Below are 24,948 nucleotides of genomic sequence, written 5' to 3'. Positions count from 1 at the left end.
GATGCATTGAGCTAACCAGTACTAATGACCCGAGAGGCTTAACCTTACAACACCGAAGGTGTTTTGGTCTGAGAGACTAAGAAGAGATTTTCAGCGAAGTTCCGAGATTGGTTCGCATGGCGTACGAGGGTGAAAGCCTGAGGATGCGGTGTGGATAACAAGAATTTGCCTGGCGGCACTAGCGCGGTGGTCCCACCTGACCCCATGCCGAACTCAGAAGTGAAACGCCGTAGCGCCGATGGTAGTGTGGGGTCTCCCCATGCGAGAGTAGGGAACTGCCAGGCATCAAATTAGTAAATCTGCTGAATAAGCGGATGATTAGAAAGAACGTGTTCCTTTTCCCCTGACAAGGAAAGATAACAGGAACAAGCTTATACCAGACGATTTCTGGCGTAGGTGAAAGAACCGGTGGAGCGGTAGTTCAGTTGGTTAGAATACCTGCCTGTCACGCAGGGGGTCGCGGGTTCGAGCCCCGTCCGTTCCGCCACTTATTTAAATTATGCCTGCTAATCTTAGCAGGCATAATGTTAAGCAGGATCTAGGGGCGTAGCTCAGTTGGTAGAGCACCGGTCTCCAAAACCGGGTGTCGCGAGTTCGAGTCTCTCCGCCCCTGCCATATAAAGGCCCTTTGCGAAAGCGAAGGGCTTTTTTTTATGCTTTAAAAACCTACCAAACCTACCAATATCTCCTCGCACTCACTTCTTATTTTGCTCACAGAATAGCCACAACCCGAATGTGAGACAGGCTTTTTCATCATTTATCTTTTAGTTTATGACGTAGTTTCAACCAATCTTTGGATGGAAAACCCTCAAATATGGCGAGTGTCTGGATCCCCAGAGTGGGATATTCGATCAATTTTGAAGGGATGAAAGAGTGGCGAAGTGAAGGAATTAAAGGCGCTTTAATGCTTTCAATTGCGCCAATGATGCCGAATAAAGTTATTGAAATTGATGCAATGAACGTTTACGGGAGAGCTTAAAGGTACTGCGCTAAATCATCACAGGTGGGTCATTAAAGGCGTTTTGAGCAATTGACGAATCAACACCTGCTGATCGCTGCTTTGTAGCCACACGGCATATAGAGGCCGAATAACAGGAGGGATCTCATGGTAAGGCGACAATTGTGGGTACTCTTTTGCCCAATGTGTCGGCAGATAAGCACAGCCTCCGGTAGTCTCTAACAACTGGCGCGTCAGGTGTGCTGACGTGGTGGTTAGGACAGGTTCCTGCTCATTGGTCTGCATTTTGCTTTCTTGTTGCGTGAAATCTGCACCCCATTCCAAACGCACGTACGGCGCATGCTCGGTCTTATCGTGCTTGGCTGAAGCGAAAAGACGTAACGAGAAATTACCTAGCAGCTGGCTGGAAAGCTCATCCATCTTGGGTGGTTCTGTGGTGATGAGGAGATCTAGCTGTCTTTCATGCAGTTGCTTAACCAGAGAGTGCCGCAGTGCCACGCGTGCTTCGAGGCGCAATGCTTCACGCTGGGTGTAAAGAGATTGCAACCAAGGCGTTAGATAGGCTTCCCAGAGCGAAGCCGTAGCCCCGATAGACAATTCTGTGTGCTGTAGAGAGCGTACAACCTCTTTTTTTGCCATTTGCCAGGTGGACATGAGGTTTTCAGCATACGGAAGTAAACGCTCGCCAGCGGGCGTTAAGCGAATGTTATTGCGATGGCGTGTGAATAAATTTGCCCCAAGCTGGGTCTCCAATTGGCGGATGCGAAAACTGACTGCTGATTGCGTTAAATAGAGGGATTCAGCGGCTCTACCAAAGTGGCGCGTTCTACTCACCTCCAAAAAGGTTTTCAGTAATTCCGTATCCAAAACTATCTCCAATATTTTTTGTCGTTAAGATTTAAATGTTTTGTTTTACACATTGTCAAGCCTATCTAATACTCCGCGCCATAACAGCACGACCATGAGAGAATTAGGAGCGTGTCAGATGGCGGAAAGCTTCATCACGACAAATCGTTTTTTTGACAATAAACACTACCCTCGCGGGTTCTCCCGGCATGGCGATTTCACCATTAAAGAAGCGCAAATGCTAGAACGTTACGGCTTTGCTTTCAATGAGCTGGACTTGGGAAAACGCGAACCTGCAACCGAGGAAGAAAAGCTCTTTCTTGAGGTCTGCCGCGGCAGCCGTGATCCGGCAACCGAAGCGGAAAAAGTGTGGAATAAATACATTACTCGCACACGTCGCCCGAAGAAATTCCACACGTTGTCTGGCGGTAAGCCGCAAGCTGACGCCGTGGAAGATTACACGGAAAGCGATGATTAATGAAACGGGGCTTTGCCCCGTTTTTTTATGCCAGGCTTTTGTGTAACTTCAGCAGCAATCTATCCATACATCTGTAGCTTAGCGCTTCAGATATATGGGCTTTCTCAATCATAGCCTGATTATTGAGATCGGCTATTGTTCTCGCCACTTTAAGAATGCGATGCCATGCCCGAACCGATAATCCTAGCTTGTGCAGCACCCCTTCCAGAAATTCAGCATCTTCCTTTTTAAGCTCACAAAATTTTTCTACTTCACTGCTACTCATGTGCGCATTGATTTTCCCTGCTCGGGCCAACTGGCGCTCACGGGCATCGATCACTCGCTCACGCACCTGTGCGCTGCTCTCTTTGGCGCGAGAGCCTAACCTTTGGCTTTGCAAACTCAGAACGCCCGGTGGCAGTAGCGGCACTTCAATCGATAAATCAAAACGGTCGAGAAAGGGGCCTGAAAGCCTGCTGAGATAACGAAGTACCTGTTGGGGGGGAGTTCGGTTATGTACCCCTTGGTAATGGCCTGTAGGGCTAGGATTCATGGCGGCAATGAGCTGCGCTCTGGCGGGATAACGCACCTTAGCACGGGCGCGGGAGATGGTGATCTCGCCTGACTCCATGGGCTGTCGCAGCGCATCGAGCACTTTGCGTTTGAACTCCGGCAGTTCATCAAGAAACAGAACACCATTGTGTGCCAACGAAATCTCGCCAGGGCGGGGCAAAGAGCCTCCGCCGACCAAAGCACTCATGGAGGTACTATGGTGGGGAGCGCGGAAAGGGCGGCTGCGTGAGAGATTCCCATTCTCTTCTGGGTTGTAGACCAGACTGGCTATTGCCGCTGTCTCCAAGGTTTCTTGATTGCTTAAGGGGGGAAGCAACGCCGGCAGGCGGCTTGCCAGCATGGTTTTCCCAGTACCCGGCGGGCCAATCAGCAACAGGTTATGCCCACCGGCGGCGGCCACTTCTAAGGCTCGCTTGGATTGCTCCTGCCCAATGATGTCAGCAAGGTCGGGCTGATTCGCATAGATATCAGGGGCTTCGACGCGCTCGACGTCGCACAAATCCGCTTCCCCCTGTAAGAACGCGCAGACCTGCAGAAGATGATCGGCGACTTGGGCGATGCCCGTCTCCAGCAGAGACATCTCTTGCCGATTATCTTGGGGGAGGATTAACCGTCGGCCCTCTTTTTGAGCTTCCAAGGCAGCAGGGATAGCGCCATTTACGCCGCGTAACGCTCCTGAAAGCCCTAACTCCCCCACGAACTCATACTCATTCAACTTATCCCCTGAAAGCTGCTCAGAAGCGACGAGAATGGCTAGCGCGATGGATAAGTCATACCGGCCACCCTCCTTAGGCAAATCGGCGGGAGCCAGATTGACGGTGATGCGCTTGGCAGGAAAGGTAAACCCGCAGTTGATAATGGCGCTGCGAACTCGATCCCGCGCTTCTTTCACCGTCGTTTCTGGCAGCCCAACGAGCGTCAGGGCGGGTAGACCATTGCTGATATGAACCTCAACCGAAACGCCCGGAGCCTGCACGCCAAGCGAGGCTCGGGTGTGAACAACTGCTAATGCCATCAGCATCTCCCTGCGTCAAAGCCATGTGAAGGACGCAGTATGTCGCAATCGACTGGCGAAGAATCAGGCGATGACTGACTCTCCAGCACAGCTCGAAATCATAATTTTCAGGGGGGAACTTGCAGGGAGAGAGTGCGAGGGGGATCGCAAATTGAGCAATAGCTGTTAACACTTTGCGGTATCTGGAAACAAATTAGCAAACTAATAATCTTGCTGGTTTTTGAATCAGAGTGTTTAATTTATTTGGATATTAACAATAAATAAACATTTCGTTTTCTTGTTTAACATTGCTTCAGCCTCATTGATTTGTTCCGGATACAGCAATGAGCGCCCCCTACACTTTCCGGGATAGGAAACACACCATGTTCGGTTGGACCTCCAGGCAGCGTAATGTCGCTATTGCCAGTTTTTTAAGTTGGACGCTCGACGCGTTTGATTTCTTCATTCTCGTCTTCTTACTCAGCGACATTGCTACGGCTTTTACCGTGGATATCAAAGAGGTGACTCTTGCCATCTTGCTGACCCTCGCGGTGAGGCCAATCGGGGCATTGCTGTTTGGGCGTGCTGCGGAGAAATATGGTCGTAAGCCGATATTGATGATCAATATCGCCTTCTTCTCGGTGTTTGAGCTTTGCACTGCGGCGGCTCCTTCGCTGACCGTTTTCTTAGTATTAAGAGTGATTTACGGCGTGGCGATGGGCGGTGTGTGGGGCGTTGCTTCTTCACTGGCGATGGAAACCATCCCGGACCGTTCTCGCGGATTTATGTCCGGCGTGTTCCAGGCGGGTTATCCGTTTGGTTATCTGCTGGCCGCGGTGGTGTACGGGCTGTTCTCCAATATGGTTGGCTGGAGAGGCATGTTCGTAATTGGCGCAGTGCCGATTTTCCTGCTGCCATTCATCTGGTTCAAAGTTCAAGAATCACCGGTATGGCTGGCCGCCAGAGAGCGCAAAGAGAGCACTGCGCTAATGCCAGTGCTGAAATCTCACTGGAAGTTGTGCGTTTATCTGGTGGTGCTGATGGCGGCTTTCAACTTCTTCAGCCACGGTACTCAAGATCTCTATCCGTCCTTCCTGAAAATTCAGCACGGGTTTGATGCCCATACGGTCAGCCTGATTGCGATTGGCTACACCATCGCTTCTATCATCGGCGGCATCTTCTTTGGCTCACTTTCCGAAAAAATTGGGCGTAAAAAAGCCATTATTATCGCGGCCTTACTGTCACTTCCGGTGATCCCGCTGTGGGCCTTCTCAAGTGGCGTATGGACCATTGGGTTAGGTGCGTTCTTGATGCAGCTGATGGTGCAGGGCGCGTGGGGCGTGGTGCCGAGTTATCTTACCGAACTGGTGCCTGCTAACACCCGCGCGGTCTTGCCGGGGTTTGTTTACCAGTTGGGTAACCTGTTGGCGTCTGTCAACGCCACCTTGCAAGCCTACATTGCGGAAAGCAACGACCAAAATTATGGTTTAGCGATGGCCGTTGTGGCCGGAACCGTGGCCATCGTCATTGCCGTATTGGTTTCCTTCGGACGTGATACGCGCGGAAAAGTGCTCTCTGGTGAAATAAAATCATCTGGGGCGAAAGTTCATACGAATGCCTGATTTGATTAACTATTTTTGAGTTAATGGTAAGCAGGCTATAGGTAATAACCTAAGAAAAGTGTTGTCACATCACACCTGACTGTGATAACTCTGTAGGCAATCGTTCGTAAGAAGAATTTAAGAAACCAAAAATGAAAGCCCTTCTCCTAGTAGTTAGCCTAGTCGTGATTAGCGTGGTGGTGATTATTATCCCACCGTGCGGGGCTGCACTTGGACGAAGAAAGGCTTATTAAACAAGCCTGAACCTGAAAAGAACCCCGCACCGAAAGGTCCGGGGTTTTTTTTTGGTCAGAGCAAAATTGAGGCGAGAATAGAAAATGAGCAACAGCATAAAATTCTGCGCAGAACCCAAAAAGGCAGGAGAATAACGATGACCGGAGCACAGTGGGTAGTACAAGCATTGCGCGCACAGGGGGTCGATATGGTTTTCGGCTACCCAGGCGGAGCAATTATGCCGGTATACGATGCATTGTATGACGGTGGCGTCGAACACCTACTGTGCCGACACGAGCAGGGCGCTGCGATGGCCGCCATTGGCTACGCGCGTTCCACCGGGAAAGTTGGCGTATGCATCGCCACTTCCGGGCCTGGCGCAACGAATTTAATCACCGGTCTGGCTGACGCGCTGATGGATTCCGTTCCTCTGGTGGCGATCACCGGCCAGGTTAGCTCGGCGTTTATCGGTACTGATGCTTTTCAGGAAATCGACGTTTTAGGCTTGTCTCTCGCCTGCACCAAACACAGCTTTTTAGTTGAGTCGCTGGACGCTCTGCCGGAAATCATGGCTGACGCGTTTGCTATCGCAACCAGTGGCCGTCCAGGACCTGTTCTGATTGATATTCCTAAAGATATCCAGCTGGCGATGGGCGAATTGCCGCCACACTTGATACCGGTTGAAGAGCAGTTTGCGCATCCAATCGCCGAGCTGCAACAGGCCTACGACATGATTGCCGCCGCGCAAAAACCGATGATGTACGTTGGCGGCGGCGTGGGCATCGCTCAGGCGGTTCCGGCGCTGCGTGATTTCATCGCCACCACCGGCATTCCTGCGGTTGCCACCCTTAAAGGCCTGGGCGCGCCAGATGCTAACGACCCGTGCTATCTGGGCATGTTAGGCATGCATGGCACCAAAGCCGCCAATCTTGCCGTACAAGAATGCGACTTGCTGATCGCCGTCGGCGCCCGTTTCGACGACCGCGTTACCGGCAAATTAAACACCTTCGCGCCACACGCCGCGGTTATCCATATGGATATCGACCCTGCCGAGATGAACAAATTGCGTCAGGCCCAGGTGGCATTGCAGGGCGATTTGAAAACCTTGCTGCCCGCCTTGAAGCAGCCACTGTCTATCCACAGCTGGCGCGATCGCGTGATGACGCTAAAAGTGCAGGGCGAGCCTCGCTACGACCATCCGGGCGATGCCATCTTTGCGCCGCTGTTGCTCAAGCAGATCTCCGAGCGTAAATCGGCGGAAACCGTCGTCACCACCGACGTCGGTCAGCACCAAATGTGGACGGCGCAGCACATGCAGTTCAGCCGCCCGGAAAACTTCATCACTTCCAGTGGTTTGGGCACCATGGGCTTCGGTATCCCCGCGGCGGTTGGCGCGCAGGTTGCTCGCCCGAACGACATGGTTATCTGCGTTTCTGGCGACGGCTCATTCATGATGAACGTTCAGGAACTGGGCACCATCAAGCGAAAACAGTTGCCGTTAAAAATCCTGCTGTTGGATAACCAGCGTTTAGGCATGGTTCGACAGTGGCAGGAGCTGTTCTTTGATGGACGTTATAGCGAAACCAACCTCTCTGATAACCCCGATTTTGTCACGCTGGCCAGCGCGTTTGATATCCCAGGCCAACGTATCAGCCGTAAAGATCAAGTCGACGCCGCCTTGGACGCTTTCTTCAATAGTGAAGGTCCTTATTTGCTTCAGGTTTCCATCGACGAAAGCCAGAACGTCTGGCCACTGGTGCCGCCAGGCGCAGGCAACGAAAATATGTTGGAGAAAATGTCATGATGCAGCATAACGTCTCAATTCAAGCTCGCTTCCGCCCTGAAATGTTAGAACGGGTTTTACGCGTTGTTCGCCACCGTGGTTTTCAGGTGTGCGCGATGAATATGACTCCTATGATAAATGCGGAAAACATAAATATTGAATTGACCGTTGCCAGCCAGCGGTCTGTAGATTTACTGTCTTCACAGTTACGCAAATTGATGGATGTCGCCTGCGTCGAGATCCAACAGCACACATCACAACAAATACGCGCCAACGCGTAAGTTAAGGAAAGAGAGAATGACGAAGAAAGCTGATTTCATTTGGTTCAATGGCGAGATGGTTCCTTGGGCGGAAGCGAAAGTACACGTAATGTCACACGCACTGCATTACGGCACCTCCGTCTTTGAGGGCGTTCGTTGCTACGACTCCCACAAAGGCCCAGTGGTGTTCCGTCACCGTGAACACATGCAGCGCCTGCATGACTCAGCCAAGATCTACCGTATGCCAGTCAGCCAGAGCGTTGATGAGCTGATGGAAGCCTGTCGCGAAACCCTGCGCACCAACAAGCTGGTGAGCGCATACATCCGTCCGCTAGTGTTCATTGGTGATGTCGGCATGGGTGTAAACCCGCCGGATGGTTACAAAACTGATGTGATCATCGCCGCGTTCCCTTGGGGCGCCTATCTGGGTGAAGAAGCCCTGGAGCAAGGTATCGATGCGATGGTTTCTTCATGGAACCGCGTCGCAGCCAACACCATCCCAACTGCCGCGAAAGCGGGCGGTAACTATCTTTCTTCCCTGTTGGTCGGTAGCGAAGCTCGCCGCCACGGCTATCAGGAAGGCATCGCGCTGGATGTTCACGGTTATGTTTCTGAAGGCGCGGGCGAAAACCTGTTTGAAGTTAAAGACGGCATTATCTTCACGCCGCCATTCACCTCTTCTGCACTGCCGGGCATCACCCGCGACGCCATCATCAAACTGGCGAAAGACATGGGTCTGGAAGTGCGTGAACAAGTGCTGTCTCGTGAATCTCTGTATCTGGCTGACGAAGTCTTCATGTCAGGTACCGCGGCTGAAATCACCCCAGTTCGCAGCGTTGACGGCATCCAAGTGGGTATCGGCAAACGTGGTCCAGTGACCAAACAAATCCAGGATGCATTCTTCGGCCTGTTCACCGGCAAAACCGAAGACAAATGGGGCTGGTTGGATCCAATCAACCCACAATAATTTTACCCGTCACCCTTCGGGCGGCCTCTGCGTTGGTCGCTTTGATGCAGCCCGAATGATTGAGGGTAAATAAGAAATACGGCAGGTGGCGATCGCGTCACCTGCACATTGACTTGATTTGGAGTGAATAGAGCATGCCTAAGTACCGTTCCGCTACCACCACTCACGGCCGTAATATGGCTGGCGCCCGCGCTTTATGGCGTGCCACCGGCATGACCGATGACGATTTCGGTAAGCCAATTATTGCCGTTGTAAACTCCTTTACCCAGTTCGTACCGGGCCACGTGCACCTGCGCGACTTGGGTAAACTGGTTGCCGAACAAATCGAAGCCTCCGGCGGTGTTGCTAAAGAGTTCAACACGATCGCCGTCGATGACGGTATTGCCATGGGTCATGGCGGCATGCTGTATTCACTGCCTTCGCGTGAGTTGATTGCCGACTCGGTGGAATACATGGTTAACGCGCACTGCGCCGACGCCATGGTGTGTATTTCCAACTGCGACAAAATCACCCCGGGAATGCTGATGGCGTCTCTGCGCCTTAACATTCCGGTTATCTTTGTTTCCGGCGGCCCGATGGAAGCCGGTAAAACCAAGCTTTCCGACAAAATCATCAAGCTCGATCTGGTTGACGCCATGATTCAGGGCGCGAACCCGAACGTCAGCGATGCCGACAGTGAGCAAATCGAACGTTCAGCCTGTCCGACCTGCGGCTCTTGTTCCGGCATGTTCACCGCCAACTCCATGAACTGTCTGACTGAAGCTCTGGGCCTGTCCCAGCCGGGTAATGGTTCACTGTTGGCGACCCACGCTGATCGTAAAGAGCTGTTCCTGACCGCCGGTCAACGCATTGTTGAACTGACCAAACGTTATTACGAAAAAGACGATGAGACAGCCTTGCCGCGCAGCATTGCCAGCAAAGCCGCCTTCGAAAACGCCATGACGCTGGATATCGCGATGGGCGGCTCGACTAACACCGTTCTGCACCTGTTGGCTGCGGCGCAGGAAGGCGAGATCGAGTTCGACATGACCGACATCGATCGCCTGTCTCGCAAAGTCCCGCATCTTTGCAAAGTGGCACCAAGCACCCAGAAATACCATATGGAAGACGTTCACCGCGCGGGCGGCGTGTTGGCTATTCTTGGCGAACTGGACCGCGCAGGCCTGCTGCATCGCGATGTGAAAAACATCCTCGGCCTGACGCTGCCGGAGACCTTGGATAAGTACGACATCATGCTGACCAAAGACGAAGCGGTGAAAAAAATGTTCCGCGCAGGCCCGGCGGGCATTCGCACCACGCAGGCGTTCTCGCAGGATTGCCGCTGGGACACGCTGGATGATGACCGCGCGGAAGGCTGTATCCGTTCTCTGGAACACGCGTTTAGCAAAGACGGCGGACTGGCCGTTCTGTACGGCAACTTGGCCGAGGCGGGCAGTATCGTTAAGACGGCGGGCGTGGATAAATCGAACCTGACCTTCCGTGGTCCGGCAAAAGTGTATGAAAGCCAGGACACAGCGGTTGAAGCGATTCTCGGCGGCAAAGTGGTGTCTGGCGACGTGGTGGTGATTCGCTACGAAGGGCCGAAAGGCGGGCCGGGCATGCAAGAGATGCTCTACCCAACCACTTACCTGAAATCGATGGGTCTGGGTAAAGAGTGTGCGCTGATCACCGACGGCCGTTTCTCCGGCGGTACTTCAGGTCTGTCCATTGGCCACGTTTCTCCGGAAGCGGGCAGCGGCGGCCTGATTGCGCTGGTGAAAGATGGCGACATGATTGATATCGACATTCCAAACCGCAGCATGGTGCTGGATGTTCCAGCCGCCGAACTGGCTGCGCGCCATGAAGCTGAACTGGCCCGTGGCGATCAGGCGTGGACTCCACACGGCCGTGAGCGCGTGGTCTCCTTCGCGCTGCGCGCTTATGCCAGCCTGGCAACCAGCGCCGACAAAGGCGCAGTGCGTGACAAGAGTAAGCTGGGAGGCTAACGGTCATGGCGGTATCACAACCCCTATCCGACCAGCCGGGAGGCGCGGAGTATCTCCGCGCCGTACTGCGCGCGCCGGTTTACGAAGTGGCGCAGGTCACGCCACTGCAGGTGATGGAGAAAATCTCCTCCCGCCTGAACAACACCATTCTGGTTAAACGCGAAGATCGTCAGGCTGTGCACAGTTTCAAGCTGCGCGGCGCCTATTCGATGATAGCGAGCTTGACTGAAGAGCAGGCTGCTCGCGGCGTGATCACGGCCTCGGCCGGCAACCACGCGCAGGGCGTTGCGCTTTCAGCCAGCAAAAAAGGCATTAAATCCCTTATCGTCATGCCAGTGGCGACCGCCGACATCAAAGTGGATGCCGTGCGCAATTTTGGCGGCGAAGTGCTGCTGCACGGCGCTAATTTTGACGAAGCGAAGGCCAAAGCTGTTGAGCTTTCTCAGCAGCAGGGTATGACCTTCGTCCCGCCATTCGACCATCCGGCGGTTATCGCCGGGCAGGGCACCTTGGCAATGGAGCTGCTCCAGCAAGATGCTCATCTGGACCGGGTATTTGTCCCTGTTGGCGGCGGCGGTCTGGCGGCGGGCGTGGCGGTGCTGATTAAACAGCTGATGCCGCAAATTCAGGTGATTGGTGTCGAAGCTGAAGATTCCGCCTGCCTGCGCGCCGCGCTGGATGCTGGCGAGCCGGTGGACTTGGCGCGCGTCGGGCTGTTTGCTGAAGGCGTGGCAGTTAAGCGCATCGGCAACGAAACCTTCCGTCTGTGTCGCGAGTATTTAGACGACGTGATCACCGTCGACAGCGACGCGATTTGCGCCGCGGTCAAAGATTTGTTCGAAGACGTCCGCGCCATCGCCGAGCCTTCAGGCGCACTGGCCTTGGCCGGGCTGAAGAAATACGTCCAACAACATAATATTCAGGGGGAGCGGCTGGCGCATGTCCTTTCTGGCGCCAACGTGAACTTCCACGGTTTGCGTTATGTTTCAGAGCGTTGTGAGCTTGGCGAGCAGCGCGAAGCCTTGCTGGCCGTGACCATCCCTGAGCAAAAAGGCAGCTTCTTGAAGTTCTGCCAGCTGCTCGGCGGGCGCTCGGTCACCGAGTTCAACTATCGCTACGCCGACGACAAGGATGCCTGCATCTTTGTGGGTGTGCGCCTAACGCGTGGCAATGTCGAACGCAAAGAGATCATCGACGAGCTGCACCACGGCGGGTATCAGGTCGTTGATCTCTCCGACGATGAAATGGCGAAACTGCACGTCCGCTATATGGTTGGCGGCCGCCCGAGCAAGCCTCTGCGCGAAAGGCTTTACAGCTTTGAGTTCCCGGAATCGCCGGGTGCGTTGCTGAAATTCCTGCAAACCTTAGGCACGCACTGGAATATTTCGCTGTTCCACTATCGCAGCCACGGCACGGATTTTGGTCGCGTTTTGGCCGCTTTTGAACTGACCGAGCAAGAGCCGGAGTTTGAAAAAAATCTTTCCGCGCTGGGCTATGACTGCCATAACGAAAGTGAAAACCCGGCCTTCCGTTTCTTCTTGGCGGGCTAGAAAATCAAAGGGCCTTTTGGCCCTTTTTATTTGTCCTTTTTCTGTCGCAAAACAGGTTTATAACAGTTGCCAGAAGGCGTCGATGAGCGGCTCCTTAAGACGTTTCTTCTGTACGCACACGCCTAGCTCTAAGGGTGAGCCAAGCGTCACATTTTCCAGCACGGTAATGCGGTTTCTCACCGGTTCGGGGCTATTCTCTAGCACTACGTCAGGCAGCAGGGCAATGCCGCAGCCGAGGGCAACCATTGATACGATGGCTTCGTGGCCGGACACGGTGGCGTAAATGAGTGGGTTTATCAGGCGATTACGTTTAAACCAAATGTCGATTCGCTTACGCGCCGGTCCGTGCTCCGGCAGGATAAACGGGATTTGTGACCAATCCGGATGAGGCTCGCTGGTTTGATTTCGCACCGCGCAGGGTAATGACGGGGCGATGAGGATCATCGGGATTTCGCCAATTTGGATGAAATCGACGCTGGATGGCAGGTTTTCTGGATGCCCGGCGATACCCAAGTCTGCTTCGGCAGACTGTACTTTCTCGACCGCGTCTGCGGCGTCGCCGGTGGTGAGTTTGATTTCTACCAACGGATGCTGGGCGCGGAATCGATCAAGGATAGGCGGCAGATGGCTATATGCCGCCGTCACGGAACAAAAGAGTCGCAACTCGCCACTCAACGATGGCCCGTGCTGGTCGAGCGAGTGACGCAGCTGCTGGTACTGCAACAAAGTCTGTTGAGCAAAGTTTCGAAGCTGCTCCCCCGCACTGGTCAATTGCACAGTGCGGTTATCACGCTGAAACAGCGGCTGGCCCAGCTCTTCCTCCAGGCGCTGAATCTGGCGAGAAAGGGTCGAGGGGCTGACATGCATTGCCTTGGACGAACGCCCAAAATGGCGGCTTTCGGCCAGATGTAAAAAGAGTTTGAGATCGCGAAGATCCATGCGCGGTTTCCCCAATGTGAGTCGGAACAGCATGTTGCATATTCTGCAACGTCATCTTCTCAATATATCAATTTAAGCAACACAGTACATAACATATAGTAATTTCATCGCGTTCACCCAAAACCGGTGAACCACACATAACAACATCCTCAGAGAAAGAACGGAGTATTACGATGGCTAACTATTTCAACACCTTGAACCTGCGCCAGCAGTTAGAACAATTGGGCAAATGCCGCTTTATGGGTCGCGACGAATTCGCTGATGAAGCGAGCTACCTGAAGGGTAAAAAAGTCGTGATTGTGGGTTGTGGCGCGCAGGGCCTTAACCAAGGTTTGAACATGCGTGACTCCGGTCTGGATGTTTCTTACACCTTACGTGCTGAAGCTATCGCAGAAAAACGCGCATCATGGCGTAAAGCGACAGAAAACGGCTTCAAAGTAGGGACTTACGAAGAGCTGATCCCACAGGCTGACCTGGTTATTAACCTGACGCCAGACAAACAGCACAGCGCCGTTGTTAAAGCCGTTCAGCCTCTGATGAAAGATGGCGCAACTCTGGGTTACTCCCACGGCTTCAACATCGTTGAAGTTGGCGAGCAAATTCGTAAAGACATCACCGTCGTGATGGTTGCTCCAAAATGCCCGGGTACCGAAGTGCGTGAAGAGTACAAACGCGGTTTCGGCGTTCCAACTCTGATTGCCGTTCACCCAGAAAACGACCCGAAAGGCGAGGGTATGGCTATTGCGAAAGCATGGGCTGCGGCAACTGGCGGTCACCGTGCGGGCGTTCTGCAATCTTCTTTCGTTGCGGAAGTTAAATCTGACCTGATGGGCGAGCAAACCATTCTGTGCGGCATGTTGCAGGCCGGTTCTCTGCTGTGCTTCGACAAATTAGTCGCTGACGGCGTTGATGAAGCTTACGCAGAAAAACTGCTGCAATTCGGCTGGGAAACTGTGACCGAAGCCCTGAAGCAAGGCGGTATTACGCTGATGATGGACCGTCTGTCCAACCCGGCTAAACTGCGCGCTTACGCGCTGTCTGAGCAGCTGAAAGGCATCATGGCTCCACTGTTCCAGAAACACATGGATGACATCATCTCCGGCGAATTCTCTAGCGGCATGATGGCTGACTGGGCTAACGACGATAAGAAATTGCTGACCTGGCGCGAAGAGACTGGCGCGACTGCATTCGAAAACGCACCACAGTTCGAAGGCAAAATCGCTGAGCAAGAGTACTTCGACAACGGTGTTCTGATGATCGCGATGGTTAAAGCAGGCGTTGAGCTGGCATTCGAAACCATGGTTGCTGCTGGCATCATCGAAGAGTCTGCTTACTACGAATCTCTGCACGAGCTGCCGCTGATTGCTAACACCATCGCGCGTAAACGCCTGTATGAAATGAACGTGGTTATCTCTGACACCGCTGAGTACGGCAACTACCTGTTCGCTAACGCCGCGGTGCCATTGCTGAAAGAGTTCATGACGACGCTGCAAGCTGGCGATTTGGGTAAATCTGTTGCAGGCACCAACGTTGATAACGCGCAGCTGCGTGATGTTAACGAAGCCATTCGCAATCACCCAATCGAAGCTGTGGGTCACAAGCTGCGTGGGTATATGACGGATATGAAGCGTATCGCCGTCGCAAGCTAATATCCTTCATCCTTCAAGCTGCGGGGGTGTTGGCTGCCCTTAGTAACCCGAATCACTTACTTGAGTAAGCTCATCGGTTTACTTCGGTTGCCGCCTACCCGCAACTCGAATGATTTTGGATATCCCAGAATGAAAAAAGGGCACTGCATGAAAATGCGGTGCCCTTTCTTTTTACTGCGCCGGAACGGGAACTCAGTTGCGGTACAGGATCTTAATGATGTGGTAGCCGAACTGGGTGTGCAGCGGGCCTTGTGGCTCGATCAGTGGAGCGGAAAATACCACTTTATCGAAAGCCGGGACCATTGCGCCCTGTTTGAATTCGCCTAAGTGGCCGCCTTTTTTGCCTGACGGGCAAGTAGAGTGTTTCTTAGCCAGCTTCTCGAAATCGCCACCGTTTTTCAACTGGGCCAGAATTTCTTGTGCTTGAGCTTCTTCCTTCACAAGGATGTGCATTGCTGCGGCAGTTTTCGCCATGATAAGACCTTTTTACGAGAGAGTTTCCAGAGGCGTAATGTAACACCTGCAAGCGGCCAAGTGGAATCCAGCCTGTGTTCCATAGATGCAAATTGGGCGCTAAAGCCAGTCAATCTCAGCTTCTCTTTCTGCTACAATCGCCCTCCTTGTCCATCAAGTGAGCAAAAAACAGGTCATGCGATTAAACCCTAGTCAACAACACGCCGTCGAATTCGTAACCGGACCTTGCTTGGTTCTGGCCGGCGCTGGTTCCGGTAAAACCAGGGTGATCACCAATAAAATCGCACACTTGATCCGTCAATGTGGGTATCAGGCACGTCATATTGCCGCCGTAACCTTTACCAATAAAGCCGCGCGTGAGATGAAAGAGCGCGTAGCGCAAACGCTGGGTCGTAAAGAAGCGCGCGGGTTGATGATTTCAACCTTCCACACCTTGGGTCTGGAGATCATCAAAAAGGAATATGCCGCGCTCGGCATGAAATCTAATTTCTCCCTGTTTGATGACCAAGACCAGTTAGCGCTGCTCAAGGAGCTGAGCGAGAAGTGGCTGGAGCAAGATAAAACGCTGCTGCAACAGCTGATCTCGACGATCTCCAACTGGAAGAACGATCTGGTTGATCCAGCACGCGCCGCCGATCTGGCGCGATCGGAGCGCGACAAGATCTTCGCACTCTGCTACAGCCTTTATCACGACCACATGCGCGCCTGTAATATTCTCGATTTTGATGATTTGATTCTGCTGCCGACCTTACTGCTGCAACGCAATGAAGAGGTGCGGGAACGCTGGCAGAACAAGCTGCGCTACCTGCTGGTGGATGAATACCAGGACACCAACACCAGCCAGTACATGATGGTGAAATTGCTGGTGGGCACTCGCGCGCGCTTCACCGTGGTGGGGGATGATGACCAGTCGATTTACTCCTGGCGCGGCGCCCGTCCACAGAATCTGGTGCTGCTCAAAGAGGACTTCCCTGCGCTGCAAGTGATCAAGCTGGAACAGAACTACCGCTCGTCGCAACGCATTCTCAAAGCCGCCAACATCCTGATTGCCAATAACCCACACGTGTTCGAGAAGCGTCTGTTCTCCGAGCTGGGCTATGGCGAAGCACTCAAAGTCATCACTGCCAATAACGAAGATCACGAGGCGGAAAGGGTGGCGGGCGAGCTAATTGCCCATCACTTCATGAATAAGACTGACTATGGTGACTACGCCATTCTGTACCGTGGCAACCACCAGTCGCGGCTGTTTGAAAAGATGCTGATGCAAAACCGCATTCCTTATCGCATCTCCGGCGGCACGTCATTCTTCTCGCGTCCTGAAATTAAAGACCTGCTGGCTTATTTACGGGTGCTGACCAACCCTGACGATGACAGCGCGTTCTTGCGCATTGTGAACACGCCGCGCCGTGAGATTGGTGCGGCAACACTGCAAAAGCTGGGGGAGTGGGCGAATCAGCGCAATAAAGGCTTATTCAAAGCCAGCTTCGACATGGGATTAAGCCAATATCTCACCGGCCGCGGGCTGGAGTCATTGCAGCGTTTCACCCATTGGATGGGAACCATCGCTGACCGTGTTGAGAGAGAGCCGGTGGCCGCCGTGCGCGACTTAATCCACGGCGTGGATTATGAAAGCTGGCTGTTTGAAACCTCGCCAAGCCCGAAAGCCGCAGAAATGCGCATGAAAAACGTTAACCAGCTCTTTAGCTGGATGACGGAAATGCTCGAAGGCACCGATCTCGACGAGCCGATGACGCTAACTCAGGTGGTGACGCGCTTTACCCTGCGAGACATGATGGAGCGCGGCGAAAGTGATGAAGAACTGGATCAGGTTCAACTGATGACCCTCCATGCCTCGAAAGGTCTGGAATTCCCCTACGTCTTTTTGGTCGGGATGGAGGAGGGGCTGCTGCCTCACCAGAGCAGCATCGATGAAGACAATGTTGATGAAGAGCGCCGCCTTGCCTATGTGGGGATCACCCGCGCGCAGAAAGAGCTGATCTTCACTTTGTGCCGCGAACGCCGTCAGTACGGCGAGCTGATCCGCCCCGAGCCGAGTCGTTTCCTGCTGGAGCTTCCGCAGGATGACCTTGAGTGGGAAACCGAGCGTAAAGTGGTGAGTGCGCAGGAGCGTATGGTCAAAGGGCAGAGCCACCTGGAGAAGATCCGCGCTCAGCTGGCAAACGCCAAAAAATAGCAGCTCGCAAAACAGCAACAAAAAAGGCGACCTGGGTCGCCTTTACTATTTTACGTCACTGCAGAGCCAATCAGACAGCTGGCTTACCACTCTCTTCGATGAACAACGGCCAGTGAGCGTAACTCTGCCAATGGCTCTCCTGCTCTAACTCTTCTGCGCGCAGTGGATGCTGCTCCAGCCAACCATGAGGGACAATCACGTTCAAATCGTCCTCGTTGGCGCGCAGACGCACGGCCGGAAGCGTGTCATCGCGACGACGGCTGGCAAAGATAATCGCCAGTCGCAAGATGCGACATAAACGCTGGGCCTGGCGCGGCGGTACGGCGTTTTGCTGACTGAGCAGAGGCAAATCTAATGCCTGACTCTGGTTCTGCAACAGCGTTGCCAGCAGCTTTTTCTGGGCGGGAGTAAAGCCCGGTAAATCCAAATGGCGAATTAAATACGCGGCATGATGCGGAGCTTGCCTGAAGTCGACGCTGAGGCCAATTTCATGGATCAGGCAGGCGCTGTTCAACAGCTCCCGAGCACGGGCATCCAACTGCCAGCCACTGGCGACTTGCAGCGAGAAGTTCTCCGCCAGTTGCGCGACGCGGTTAGCCTGTTCACTGTCTAGCAGATAGCGACGCTGGAGGTTGCGTAAGGTGCGCTGGCGAATATCTTGCTCGATAGGCAAGTGCAGCATGCCATACACCAAACCTTCGCGAAGCGCGCCGCCAGCAAGGGTCATGGTTTCGATATTGAGGGCTTTGAAGATGGCGATAAGAATCGACAGGCCGCTTGGGAAAACCAGAGCACGTTCCAGCGTTAAGCCTTCAATCTCTAGCTCTTCAAGCTTGCCGCAGAGGATAGCGCGCTGTTTCAGCTGTTGCAGCTTGGCGAGGGTGATGCGTTCATCCATGCCCTGAGCCACCATGATTTCCTGCAGCGCCTGAACGGTGCCTGACGCGCCAACACAAATCTGCCAGCCATTGGCCAATAGCCGAGGCGCAACCGGGGTGATCATATCGAGCGCGGCTTGTTCCGCTTTGTCGAAATTCTCTTTACCCAGATTACGATCGCCAAAGTAGCGTTCAAGCCAAGTGACGCAGCCCATCGACAAGCTGATGAGCGCCGTGGCCTGTGCGCCAGTTCCGGTGACTAATTCCGTGCTGCCGCCGCCGATATCAACCACCAAACGCTGATCGGGGCCGCCGGTGGTGTGTGCCACGCCGTGATAAATCAGGCGAGCTTCTTCTTCGCCAGCAATAACCTGAACCGGACAACCGAGGATTTCCTGCGCTTTTTGCAAGAATTCATCGGCGTTACTGGCTAAACGCAAGGTTGCCGTGGCGACCACGCGAATTTGATCTCGAGGGATATCCTGCAGGCGCTCTGAAAACAGCTTCAGACATTGCCAGCCGCGCTGCATGGCTTCCTGAGAAAGCAGGTTGTCTTTATCAAGGCCGGCGGCCAGACGGACTTTGCGTTTTATCTTCGCCAGCGTCTGAATGCTGCCTGCCACCTCACGGACAACCAGCATGTGAAAGCTGTTCGAGCCTAAATCGATTGCGGCATATAATGAGGTGGAGCTCAGCATAGTAAATCAGCCCGTGCGTTTACGGTTATTATTGCGAGGCGCGCTGCTGCGGCGTGATGAAGAATTGCTGTTGCGACGCTGACCGTTGTTTCCAGTACGGGAACGGGCCAAACGTTTTGGTGCAGGCAAGTCAGTCAACAGGGCATCGCTATTGTATTTGCTAACCGGAATACTGTGGCCGGTGTAAGTTTCAATCGCCGTCAGGTTTAGCGCATATTCTTCGCAAGCCAGACTGATAGAGTGACCACTTAAGCCAGCACGGCCGGTACGGCCAATACGGTGAACGTAGTCTTCACAGTCGTCAGGCAAGTCGTAGTTGAATACGTGCGTAACGGCTGGGATATGTAAACCACGGGCAGCAACGTCGGTGGCGACCAGAATATCCAGCGTACCGGCTGTGAAATCTTCCAGCACGCGCAGGCGTTTCTTCTGCGGCACATCACCCGTTAACAAACCTACGCGATGACCATCGGCAGCCAGATGGCCCCAGACGTCTTCACAGCGATGTTTGGTGTTGGCGAAGATGATGCAGCGATCTGGCCATTCTTCTTCAATCAGCGTCTGCAGCAGGCGCATTTTTTCTTCATTTGAAGGGTAGAACAGCTCTTCTTGAATTCGGTGACCCGTTTTCTGTTCCGGTTCGATTTCAATCGACTCGGCGTTATTCATATTTTCGAACGCCAGCTCTTTCACACGGTAGGAAAGGGTTGCTGAGAACAGCATGTTAAGGCGTTGGTTAGCCGGCGGCATGCGGCGGAACAACCAGCGGATATCTTTGATAAAGCCGAGATCGAACATACGGTCAGCTTCATCGAGAACCACAACCTGAATGGCGCCTAAATCGATGTAGTTTTGCTTGGCGTAATCAATCAAGCGGCCGGTAGTGCCGATGAGAATATCAACGCCACTTTCCAGGACTTTTAATTGTTTGTCATAACCGTCGCCGCCATAGGCTAGCCCCAGTTTCAAACCGGTGGACTCGGAAAGTGCTTCTGCATCCGAGTGAATTTGCACGGCTAATTCGCGGGTCGGTGCCATGATTAAGGCACGTGGCTGATTGGTCTGGCGACCTTCAGCAGCCGGGTTAGAAAGCAGATAATGGAAAGTAGACGCTAGAAAAGCCAGCGTCTTGCCGGTACCGGTTTGCGCCTGACCTGCAACATCACGCCCAGCGAGCGTGATTGGCAATGCCAATGCCTGAATAGGAGTACAGTAATGAAAGCCTTTCTTTTCAAGGGCTTCAACTGCAAGCGGGTGCAGGGCGAAGTCGGAAAACTTCTGTTCGGTCAAGTGTGTTTTGCTCATAGTGTGGTAGAATATCAGCTAACTATTGCTTTACGAAAGCGTATCCGGTGAAATAAAGTCAACCTAATGTTGGTTAATGCTACATCAACAAGGTAAAGATAATCCTTTGGAGTAGAACATGAGCGATAAAATTATTCACCTAACCGATGACAGTTTCGGCAATGATGTATTGAAGGCCACAGCGCCGGTTCTGGTCGATTTCTGGGCTGAATGGTGTGGTCCTTGTAAAATGATCGCTCCGATTCTGGATGAGATTGCCACTGAGTTCGAAGGCAAGCTGACCATCGCGAAGCTGAATATCGATGAAAACCCAGGTACAGCACCTAAATACGGCATCCGTGGTATTCCTACGCTGCTGTTATTTAAAGATGGTGAAGTTGCTGCAACTAAGGTTGGCGCACTGTCTAAAAGTCAGTTGAAAGAATTCCTGACTGCAAATCTGTAATCGGTCGGGATGACCCACTCCAGGTGTTTAGCGGGCTGACGTGTTTTTCATATTGTCCGCTAGACGCCTGTCAATAAGCGTGTTAAGTTTACTCTCACTGCAAATAGAGCTTACCTGTAGTTTGATTCTAACGTTTTACTCTGTGTCAAAAACATCTGCCTAGACCTATAAAGTCGCTTTTATAACAATAACTTTAATCGGCACTGTGCTTTGACAATCTAACGGTTTTGACAAAATCGGCTTTAAGACACCTTCAAATATCAGTCTTCCCATCTTGAATAGCCCGCGTGCGACTGCCTGTGGCCTATATTCAGAAACTGCTAATTGAGTGTCCTACACAAACAGGCATGGATGACCCTGCCATACCCATTCACGACAGATGTTCGAGACATACCCCGAGTTTAAGAACCCACCATTATGAATCTTACCGAATTAAAGAACACGCCGGTCTCTGACCTGATTGCACTCGGCGAAAATATGGGGCTGGAAAACCAAGCCCGTATGCGCAAGCAAGACATTATATTTTCAATTCTGAAGCAACATGCGAAAAGCGGAGAAGACATCTTCGGTGATGGCGTACTGGAGATATTGCAGGATGGATTTGGTTTCCTCCGCTCTGGAGACAGTTCCTACCTCGCCGGTCCCGACGACATCTACGTTTCTCCAAGCCAAATTCGCCGCTTCAACCTCCGTACTGGAGACACCATTTCCGGTAAAATTCGTCCCCCTAAAGAAGGCGAACGTTATTTTGCCCTGTTGAAAGTTAACGAAGTTAACTACGACAAACCAGAAAATGCCCGCAGTAAAATTCTTTTCGAAAACTTAACCCCGTTACATGCAAACTCCCGTTTGCGTATGGAACGCGGCAACGGCTCCACCGAAGATTTAACCGCTCGCGTACTCGACTTAGCTTCTCCAATTGGCCGTGGCCAGCGTGGCCTGATCGTGGCACCGCCGAAAGCCGGTAAAACGATGCTGCTGCAAAATATCGCCACCAGCATTGCTTACAACCATCCTGATTGCGTACTGATGGTGCTGCTGATTGACGAGCGTCCGGAAGAAGTGACAGAGATGCAGCGTCTGGTTAAAGGCGAAGTGATCGCCTCTACCTTCGATGAGCCAGCCTCTCGCCACGTGCAAGTTGCAGAAATGGTTATTGAGAAGGCGAAGCGCCTGGTTGAGCACAAGAAAGATGTCATCATCTTACTGGACTCCATCACGCGTCTGGCTCGTGCTTACAACACCGTGGTGCCTGCGTCCGGTAAAGTGTTGACGGGTGGTGTGGATGCTAACGCCTTGCACCGTCCAAAACGCTTCTTCGGTGCGGCACGTAACGTGGAAGAGGGCGGCAGCCTGACTATCATCGCTACGGCGCTGGTGGATACCGGTTCTAAAATGGATGAAGTTATCTACGAAGAATTTAAAGGTACCGGCAACATGGAACTGCATCTCGCGCGTAAAATCGCTGAGAAACGCGTCTTCCCGGCTATCGATTACAACCGTTCTGGTACCCGTAAAGAAGAATTACTCACTACTTCTGAAGAGTTGCAGAAAATGTGGATCCTGCGCAAAATCATCCATCCAATGGGTGAAATTGACGCGATGGAATTCCTCATTAATAAGCTCGCGATGACCAAAACCAATGATGATTTCTTCGACATGATGAAACGTTCATAATTTGACGTCAATTTGTTGTAAAAGTCAGCTAACGCCACGCTAATCCGTGGCGTTTTTTGTTTATGGCGGCTACGATATGGCAACTTCTGAAAAGAGATACATTTAGGATAAGCGCCGATAGTCTTTCAGCGACTCTTTCTCTACCCTGCCTGGCGATTAGGAAAAGACATATTTATCGGTTAAAGACCCTAATTGTCACCAAAGGATATGACACTAAGGCTATGAGATTTTATGACGTTGGCCATCAGCAGCCTTATCTATTTGCAGAGATCTGTTTACTGTGAACATACTCAATATGAGTACTGAACTCTTCATTATCTTCTTATTTTCTCTAGCCTTTTTATTTGTGGCTCGAAAAGTTGCCAAGAAAGTCGGCTTAGTTGATAAACCTAATTACCGTAAGCAGCACCAAGGTTTGATCCCTCTGGTGGGTGGCATCTCTGTATTTGCCGGGATCTGTTTTACTTTCCTGATCACTGATTACCCTATTGCCCATAGCTCGCTCTATCTCGGATGTGCGGGATTGCTGGTATTTGTCGGTGCAATGGACGATCGCTTTGATATCAGTATTAAAATTCGCGCATTAGTGCAGGCATTGGTCGCGATAGTGATGATGTACTTCGCCGGACTGATTTTGAAGGATTTGGGCCATATTATCGGGCCTTGGGCCATGGTATTGGGGCCGTTTGGCTATCCTATTACGCTATTTGCCGTATGGGCGGCCATTAACGCATTCAACATGGTCGATGGTATTGATGGGCTGCTCGGCGGGTTATCGAGCGTAACCTTCGGCGCAATGGGCATTGTCATGTATAGGAGTGGGCACATGGAGCTGGCTCTGTGGTGCTTCTCCATGATTGCTGCAACATTACCCTATATATTGCTCAATCTCGGCGTTTTCGGCCCAAGGTATAAAGTCTTTATGGGGGATGCCGGCAGTACATTAATCGGTTTCACTGCCATTTGGATTTTGCTGCAAAGCACTCAGGGCGTTGCTGCGCCAATGACCCCGGTAACGGCACTGTGGCTCATTGCTATTCCCCTGATGGATATGATTGCCATTATGTACCGCCGTCTCCGCAAAGGTATGAGCCCTTTCTCGCCGGACAGGCAGCATATCCACCATCTTATAATGCGTGCGGGCTTTAGTCCTCGGCAGGCGTTTGTATTAATTACATTGGCCGCTGCGTTGTTGGCCGCCATTGGCGTAATTGGTGAAAATCTCGGGTTTGTACCTGAATGGTTAATGTTGATACTGTTCCTGCTGGCATTTTTATTTTATGGCTACTGCATTAAACGTGCATGGCGGGTAGCTCGCTTGTTGAAGCGGATTAAAAGACGTCTTCGCCACGCAAAGTGATGTTATCAATCAGTCATTATTTAGAGGTTTGAAAGCTTTGATGAAGTCAGAGACGAAAGTAACCGAGGCTCAATCCATCGATAATGAGCTGGATATTCGTGGCCTATGTTGCGCTCTTTGGAGCGGAAAACTGTGGATTTTAGGTATTGGACTGCTGTTTGCCGTTATCGCCTTGGGTTCCTCCTATTTAATGAAGCAGGAGTGGAGCTCGACGGCGATTACCGATCGGCCAACGGTTAACAACCTCGCTTCTTATTTTTCTCAGGCGCAGTTCTTACGCAATCTCGATACGCGCAATGCGGTAGCCCCGCTGGGCGTCCAGCCAACGATTTCTGACGACGCCTACAGCGAGTTTGTGATGCAGCTGGCTTCGTACGATACGCGTCGCGATTTCTGGCTGCACAGCCCTTATTACCAGCAGCGTAAAGAGGGCGACGCGCGTGCCGATGCTGCCCTGCTCGATGACATGATTAGCGACATTCAGTTTACCGCAAGAGATGCGCTGAAAGTGCCGAACGACAGCGTGAAACTGACCGCCGAAACCTCCGCTGATGCCAATAAACTGCTGCGTGAATATGTTAATTTCGCCAGCAAACGCGCGGCACAACACCTGTTTGACGAACTGCAAGGCGCATGGGCTGCAAGAACTCAGTCGATGAAAGCGCAGGTTAAGCGTCAGGAAGCCGTCGCGCAGTCTATTTTCCAGCGTCAAATGAACAATACCCAGCAAGCATTGAAGATAGCCCAACAGCAGAACATTAGCAGCAGCCGGACGGACACCCCGGCCGAGCAGTTGCCCAATTCCGACATGTTCCTGTTAGGTGTGCCAATGCTCAAGGCGCGGGCTGAATTGCTACAGGCCTCGGGGCCGAGTTATGACCTCGACTATGACCAGAACCGGGCGATGTTATCGACCTTAAATGTTGGGCCTACGTTGACGGCCCATTTCCAGACCTACCGCTACCTGCGAACTCCGGAAGAGCCGGTGAAGCGCGACAGTCCGCGCCGGGCTTTCCTGATGATCATGTGGGGTGCCGTTGGCGCATTGGTAGGTGCTGGCATTGCATTGGCGAAACGCCGGAGCCGCACAGCCGCGTAACTCATTTAATAAAGACGATATT

At 52.5% G+C, this 24,948-nt stretch carries 21 protein-coding genes, 2 tRNA genes and 1 rRNA gene; 18 read left to right on the top strand and 6 right to left on the bottom strand.

Annotated elements, in window-relative coordinates; genetic code table 11:
• Positions 1-168: 168 nt before the first annotated feature.
• From rrf to SBO83_RS19890, 4 genes are all read left to right on the top strand, one after another.
• Positions 169-284: ribosomal RNA gene (rrf, locus tag SBO83_RS19905) — 5S ribosomal RNA — on the top strand.
• 126 nt (positions 285-410) lie between these two features.
• A tRNA-Asp gene (locus SBO83_RS19900) sits at positions 411-487 on the top strand.
• Between the two features lie 53 nt (positions 488-540).
• Positions 541-616 (top strand) — tRNA-Trp (locus SBO83_RS19895).
• 222 nt (positions 617-838) lie between these two features.
• Positions 839-979: a hypothetical protein gene (locus SBO83_RS19890; RefSeq protein ID WP_396132689.1), complete on the top strand. Its 141-nt coding sequence runs from the start codon at positions 839-841 to the stop codon at positions 977-979.
• Positions 980-997: 18 nt separating this feature from the next.
• On the opposite strand, the gene hdfR is transcribed toward SBO83_RS19890, so the two are convergent.
• Complete coding sequence (gene hdfR / locus SBO83_RS19885) at positions 998-1,825, bottom strand: HTH-type transcriptional regulator HdfR (protein ID WP_353504353.1); 828 nt, start codon at positions 1,823-1,825, stop codon at positions 998-1,000.
• Positions 1,826-1,943: 118 nt separating this feature from the next.
• On the opposite strand from hdfR, the gene SBO83_RS19880 reads away from it, so the two are divergent.
• Complete coding sequence (locus SBO83_RS19880) at positions 1,944-2,282, top strand: DUF413 domain-containing protein (RefSeq protein WP_034794706.1); 339 nt, start codon at positions 1,944-1,946, stop codon at positions 2,280-2,282.
• A gap of 25 nt (positions 2,283-2,307) precedes the next feature.
• Here SBO83_RS19880 and SBO83_RS19875 read toward each other — a convergent pair whose 3' ends face one another.
• Positions 2,308-3,849 carry a YifB family Mg chelatase-like AAA ATPase gene (locus tag SBO83_RS19875; protein WP_396132688.1) on the bottom strand — a complete coding sequence of 514 codons (1,542 nt, stop codon included), beginning with the start codon at positions 3,847-3,849 and terminating at the stop codon, positions 2,308-2,310.
• A gap of 362 nt (positions 3,850-4,211) precedes the next feature.
• Here SBO83_RS19875 and SBO83_RS19870 point away from each other — a divergent pair, with 362 nt between their 5' ends.
• The 7 genes from SBO83_RS19870 to ilvA all read left to right on the top strand — a co-directional run bounded on the left by SBO83_RS19870 (position 4,212) and on the right by ilvA (position 12,208).
• Entirely contained in the window at positions 4,212-5,450 is a 1,239-nt protein-coding gene (locus tag SBO83_RS19870; RefSeq protein ID WP_396132687.1) for an MFS transporter, read from the top strand.
• A gap of 131 nt (positions 5,451-5,581) precedes the next feature.
• Positions 5,582-5,683, top strand: a complete 102-nt coding sequence (ilvL, locus tag SBO83_RS19865) for an ilv operon leader peptide (protein ID WP_015699153.1) — start codon at positions 5,582-5,584, stop codon at positions 5,681-5,683.
• 137 nt (positions 5,684-5,820) lie between these two features.
• Entirely contained in the window at positions 5,821-7,467 is a 1,647-nt protein-coding gene (gene ilvG / locus SBO83_RS19860; protein WP_396132686.1) for an acetolactate synthase 2 catalytic subunit, read from the top strand.
• Positions 7,464-7,727 (top strand): acetolactate synthase 2 small subunit, encoded by a 264-nt coding sequence (ilvM, locus tag SBO83_RS19855; protein ID WP_034794713.1) that lies wholly within the window; start codon positions 7,464-7,466, stop codon positions 7,725-7,727. Before ilvG ends, ilvM begins: the two co-directional genes overlap by 4 nt.
• Positions 7,728-7,743: 16 nt before the next feature.
• A complete protein-coding gene (locus SBO83_RS19850) occupies positions 7,744-8,673 on the top strand; it encodes a branched-chain amino acid transaminase (protein ID WP_396132685.1) in 930 nt (309 codons plus the stop codon).
• A 134-nt stretch (positions 8,674-8,807) separates the two neighbouring features.
• Complete coding sequence (gene ilvD, locus SBO83_RS19845; protein WP_353504357.1) at positions 8,808-10,658, top strand: dihydroxy-acid dehydratase; 1,851 nt, start codon at positions 8,808-8,810, stop codon at positions 10,656-10,658.
• 5 nt (positions 10,659-10,663) lie between these two features.
• Entirely contained in the window at positions 10,664-12,208 is a 1,545-nt protein-coding gene (gene ilvA / locus SBO83_RS19840) for a threonine ammonia-lyase, biosynthetic (RefSeq protein WP_353504358.1), read from the top strand.
• 57 nt (positions 12,209-12,265) lie between these two features.
• Here ilvA and ilvY read toward each other — a convergent pair whose 3' ends face one another.
• The gene (ilvY, locus tag SBO83_RS19835; protein ID WP_353504359.1) at positions 12,266-13,147 is read right to left on the bottom strand and encodes an HTH-type transcriptional activator IlvY; all 882 of its coding nucleotides are present in this window, start codon (positions 13,145-13,147) and stop codon (positions 12,266-12,268) included.
• A gap of 173 nt (positions 13,148-13,320) precedes the next feature.
• Between ilvY and ilvC the strand changes: the two genes are divergently transcribed.
• On the top strand, positions 13,321-14,796 hold the full coding sequence (gene ilvC / locus SBO83_RS19830; RefSeq protein WP_396132684.1) for a ketol-acid reductoisomerase: 1,476 nt from the start codon (positions 13,321-13,323) through the stop codon (positions 14,794-14,796).
• A 192-nt stretch (positions 14,797-14,988) separates the two neighbouring features.
• Here the strand turns inward: ilvC and ppiC are convergent, their stop codons facing one another.
• Entirely contained in the window at positions 14,989-15,270 is a 282-nt protein-coding gene (gene ppiC, locus SBO83_RS19825; RefSeq protein WP_154148082.1) for a peptidylprolyl isomerase PpiC, read from the bottom strand.
• A gap of 175 nt (positions 15,271-15,445) precedes the next feature.
• Between ppiC and rep the strand changes: the two genes are divergently transcribed.
• Positions 15,446-17,464 carry a DNA helicase Rep gene (rep, locus tag SBO83_RS19820; RefSeq protein ID WP_396132683.1) on the top strand — a complete coding sequence of 673 codons (2,019 nt, stop codon included), beginning with the start codon at positions 15,446-15,448 and terminating at the stop codon, positions 17,462-17,464.
• A gap of 70 nt (positions 17,465-17,534) precedes the next feature.
• On the opposite strand, the gene gppA is transcribed toward rep, so the two are convergent.
• Positions 17,535-19,040 carry a guanosine-5'-triphosphate,3'-diphosphate diphosphatase gene (gene gppA / locus SBO83_RS19815; protein ID WP_353504362.1) on the bottom strand — a complete coding sequence of 502 codons (1,506 nt, stop codon included), beginning with the start codon at positions 19,038-19,040 and terminating at the stop codon, positions 17,535-17,537.
• Between the two features lie 6 nt (positions 19,041-19,046).
• Positions 19,047-20,345 carry an ATP-dependent RNA helicase RhlB gene (gene rhlB, locus SBO83_RS19810; protein WP_353504363.1) on the bottom strand — a complete coding sequence of 433 codons (1,299 nt, stop codon included), beginning with the start codon at positions 20,343-20,345 and terminating at the stop codon, positions 19,047-19,049.
• 118 nt (positions 20,346-20,463) lie between these two features.
• Between rhlB and trxA the strand changes: the two genes are divergently transcribed.
• The 4 genes from trxA to wzzE all read left to right on the top strand — a co-directional run bounded on the left by trxA (position 20,464) and on the right by wzzE (position 24,926).
• The gene (gene trxA, locus SBO83_RS19805) at positions 20,464-20,790 is read left to right on the top strand and encodes a thioredoxin TrxA (protein WP_353504364.1); all 327 of its coding nucleotides are present in this window, start codon (positions 20,464-20,466) and stop codon (positions 20,788-20,790) included.
• A 417-nt stretch (positions 20,791-21,207) separates the two neighbouring features.
• Positions 21,208-22,467, top strand: a complete 1,260-nt coding sequence (gene rho / locus SBO83_RS19800; RefSeq protein WP_013577536.1) for a transcription termination factor Rho — start codon at positions 21,208-21,210, stop codon at positions 22,465-22,467.
• A gap of 280 nt (positions 22,468-22,747) precedes the next feature.
• The gene (wecA, locus tag SBO83_RS19795; protein ID WP_353504365.1) at positions 22,748-23,827 is read left to right on the top strand and encodes a UDP-N-acetylglucosamine--undecaprenyl-phosphate N-acetylglucosaminephosphotransferase; all 1,080 of its coding nucleotides are present in this window, start codon (positions 22,748-22,750) and stop codon (positions 23,825-23,827) included.
• A 40-nt stretch (positions 23,828-23,867) separates the two neighbouring features.
• Positions 23,868-24,926, top strand: coding sequence for an ECA polysaccharide chain length modulation protein (wzzE, locus tag SBO83_RS19790; protein WP_396132682.1), 1,059 nt, complete (start codon positions 23,868-23,870; stop codon positions 24,924-24,926).
• Positions 24,927-24,948: the final 22 nt, after the last annotated feature.

It is taken from the genome of Ewingella allii, assembly GCF_044430645.1.
GTDB lineage: Bacteria > Pseudomonadota > Gammaproteobacteria > Enterobacterales > Enterobacteriaceae > Ewingella > Ewingella allii.
The sequence above is the reverse complement of the archived record's forward strand: the minus strand, read 5'-3'. Positions and strand labels throughout refer to the sequence as shown.

Bases quoted from the DNA above. Each gene is read 5' to 3' on its own strand.
- ilvL (WP_015699153.1), top strand. From the start codon at position 5,582: ATGAAAGCCCTTCTCCTAGTAGTTAGCCTAGTCGTGATTAGCGTGGTG.
- ilvD (WP_353504357.1), top strand. From the start codon at position 8,808: ATGCCTAAGTACCGTTCCGCTACCACCACTCACGGCCGTAATATGGCT.
- ilvC (WP_396132684.1), top strand. From the start codon at position 13,321: ATGGCTAACTATTTCAACACCTTGAACCTGCGCCAGCAGTTAGAACAA.
- SBO83_RS19880 (WP_034794706.1), top strand. From the start codon at position 1,944: ATGGCGGAAAGCTTCATCACGACAAATCGTTTTTTTGACAATAAACAC.
- ilvA (WP_353504358.1), top strand. From the start codon at position 10,664: ATGGCGGTATCACAACCCCTATCCGACCAGCCGGGAGGCGCGGAGTAT.
- ppiC (WP_154148082.1), bottom strand. From the start codon at position 15,270: ATGGCGAAAACTGCCGCAGCAATGCACATCCTTGTGAAGGAAGAAGCT.
- rep (WP_396132683.1), top strand. From the start codon at position 15,446: ATGCGATTAAACCCTAGTCAACAACACGCCGTCGAATTCGTAACCGGA.
- SBO83_RS19875 (WP_396132688.1), bottom strand. From the start codon at position 3,849: ATGGCATTAGCAGTTGTTCACACCCGAGCCTCGCTTGGCGTGCAGGCT.
- rhlB (WP_353504363.1), bottom strand. From the start codon at position 20,345: ATGAGCAAAACACACTTGACCGAACAGAAGTTTTCCGACTTCGCCCTG.
- SBO83_RS19870 (WP_396132687.1), top strand. From the start codon at position 4,212: ATGTTCGGTTGGACCTCCAGGCAGCGTAATGTCGCTATTGCCAGTTTT.
- gppA (WP_353504362.1), bottom strand. From the start codon at position 19,040: ATGCTGAGCTCCACCTCATTATATGCCGCAATCGATTTAGGCTCGAAC.
- wzzE (WP_396132682.1), top strand. From the start codon at position 23,868: ATGAAGTCAGAGACGAAAGTAACCGAGGCTCAATCCATCGATAATGAG.
- SBO83_RS19850 (WP_396132685.1), top strand. From the start codon at position 7,744: ATGACGAAGAAAGCTGATTTCATTTGGTTCAATGGCGAGATGGTTCCT.
- ilvG (WP_396132686.1), top strand. From the start codon at position 5,821: ATGACCGGAGCACAGTGGGTAGTACAAGCATTGCGCGCACAGGGGGTC.
- trxA (WP_353504364.1), top strand. From the start codon at position 20,464: ATGAGCGATAAAATTATTCACCTAACCGATGACAGTTTCGGCAATGAT.
- ilvM (WP_034794713.1), top strand. From the start codon at position 7,464: ATGATGCAGCATAACGTCTCAATTCAAGCTCGCTTCCGCCCTGAAATG.
- rho (WP_013577536.1), top strand. From the start codon at position 21,208: ATGAATCTTACCGAATTAAAGAACACGCCGGTCTCTGACCTGATTGCA.
- ilvY (WP_353504359.1), bottom strand. From the start codon at position 13,147: ATGGATCTTCGCGATCTCAAACTCTTTTTACATCTGGCCGAAAGCCGC.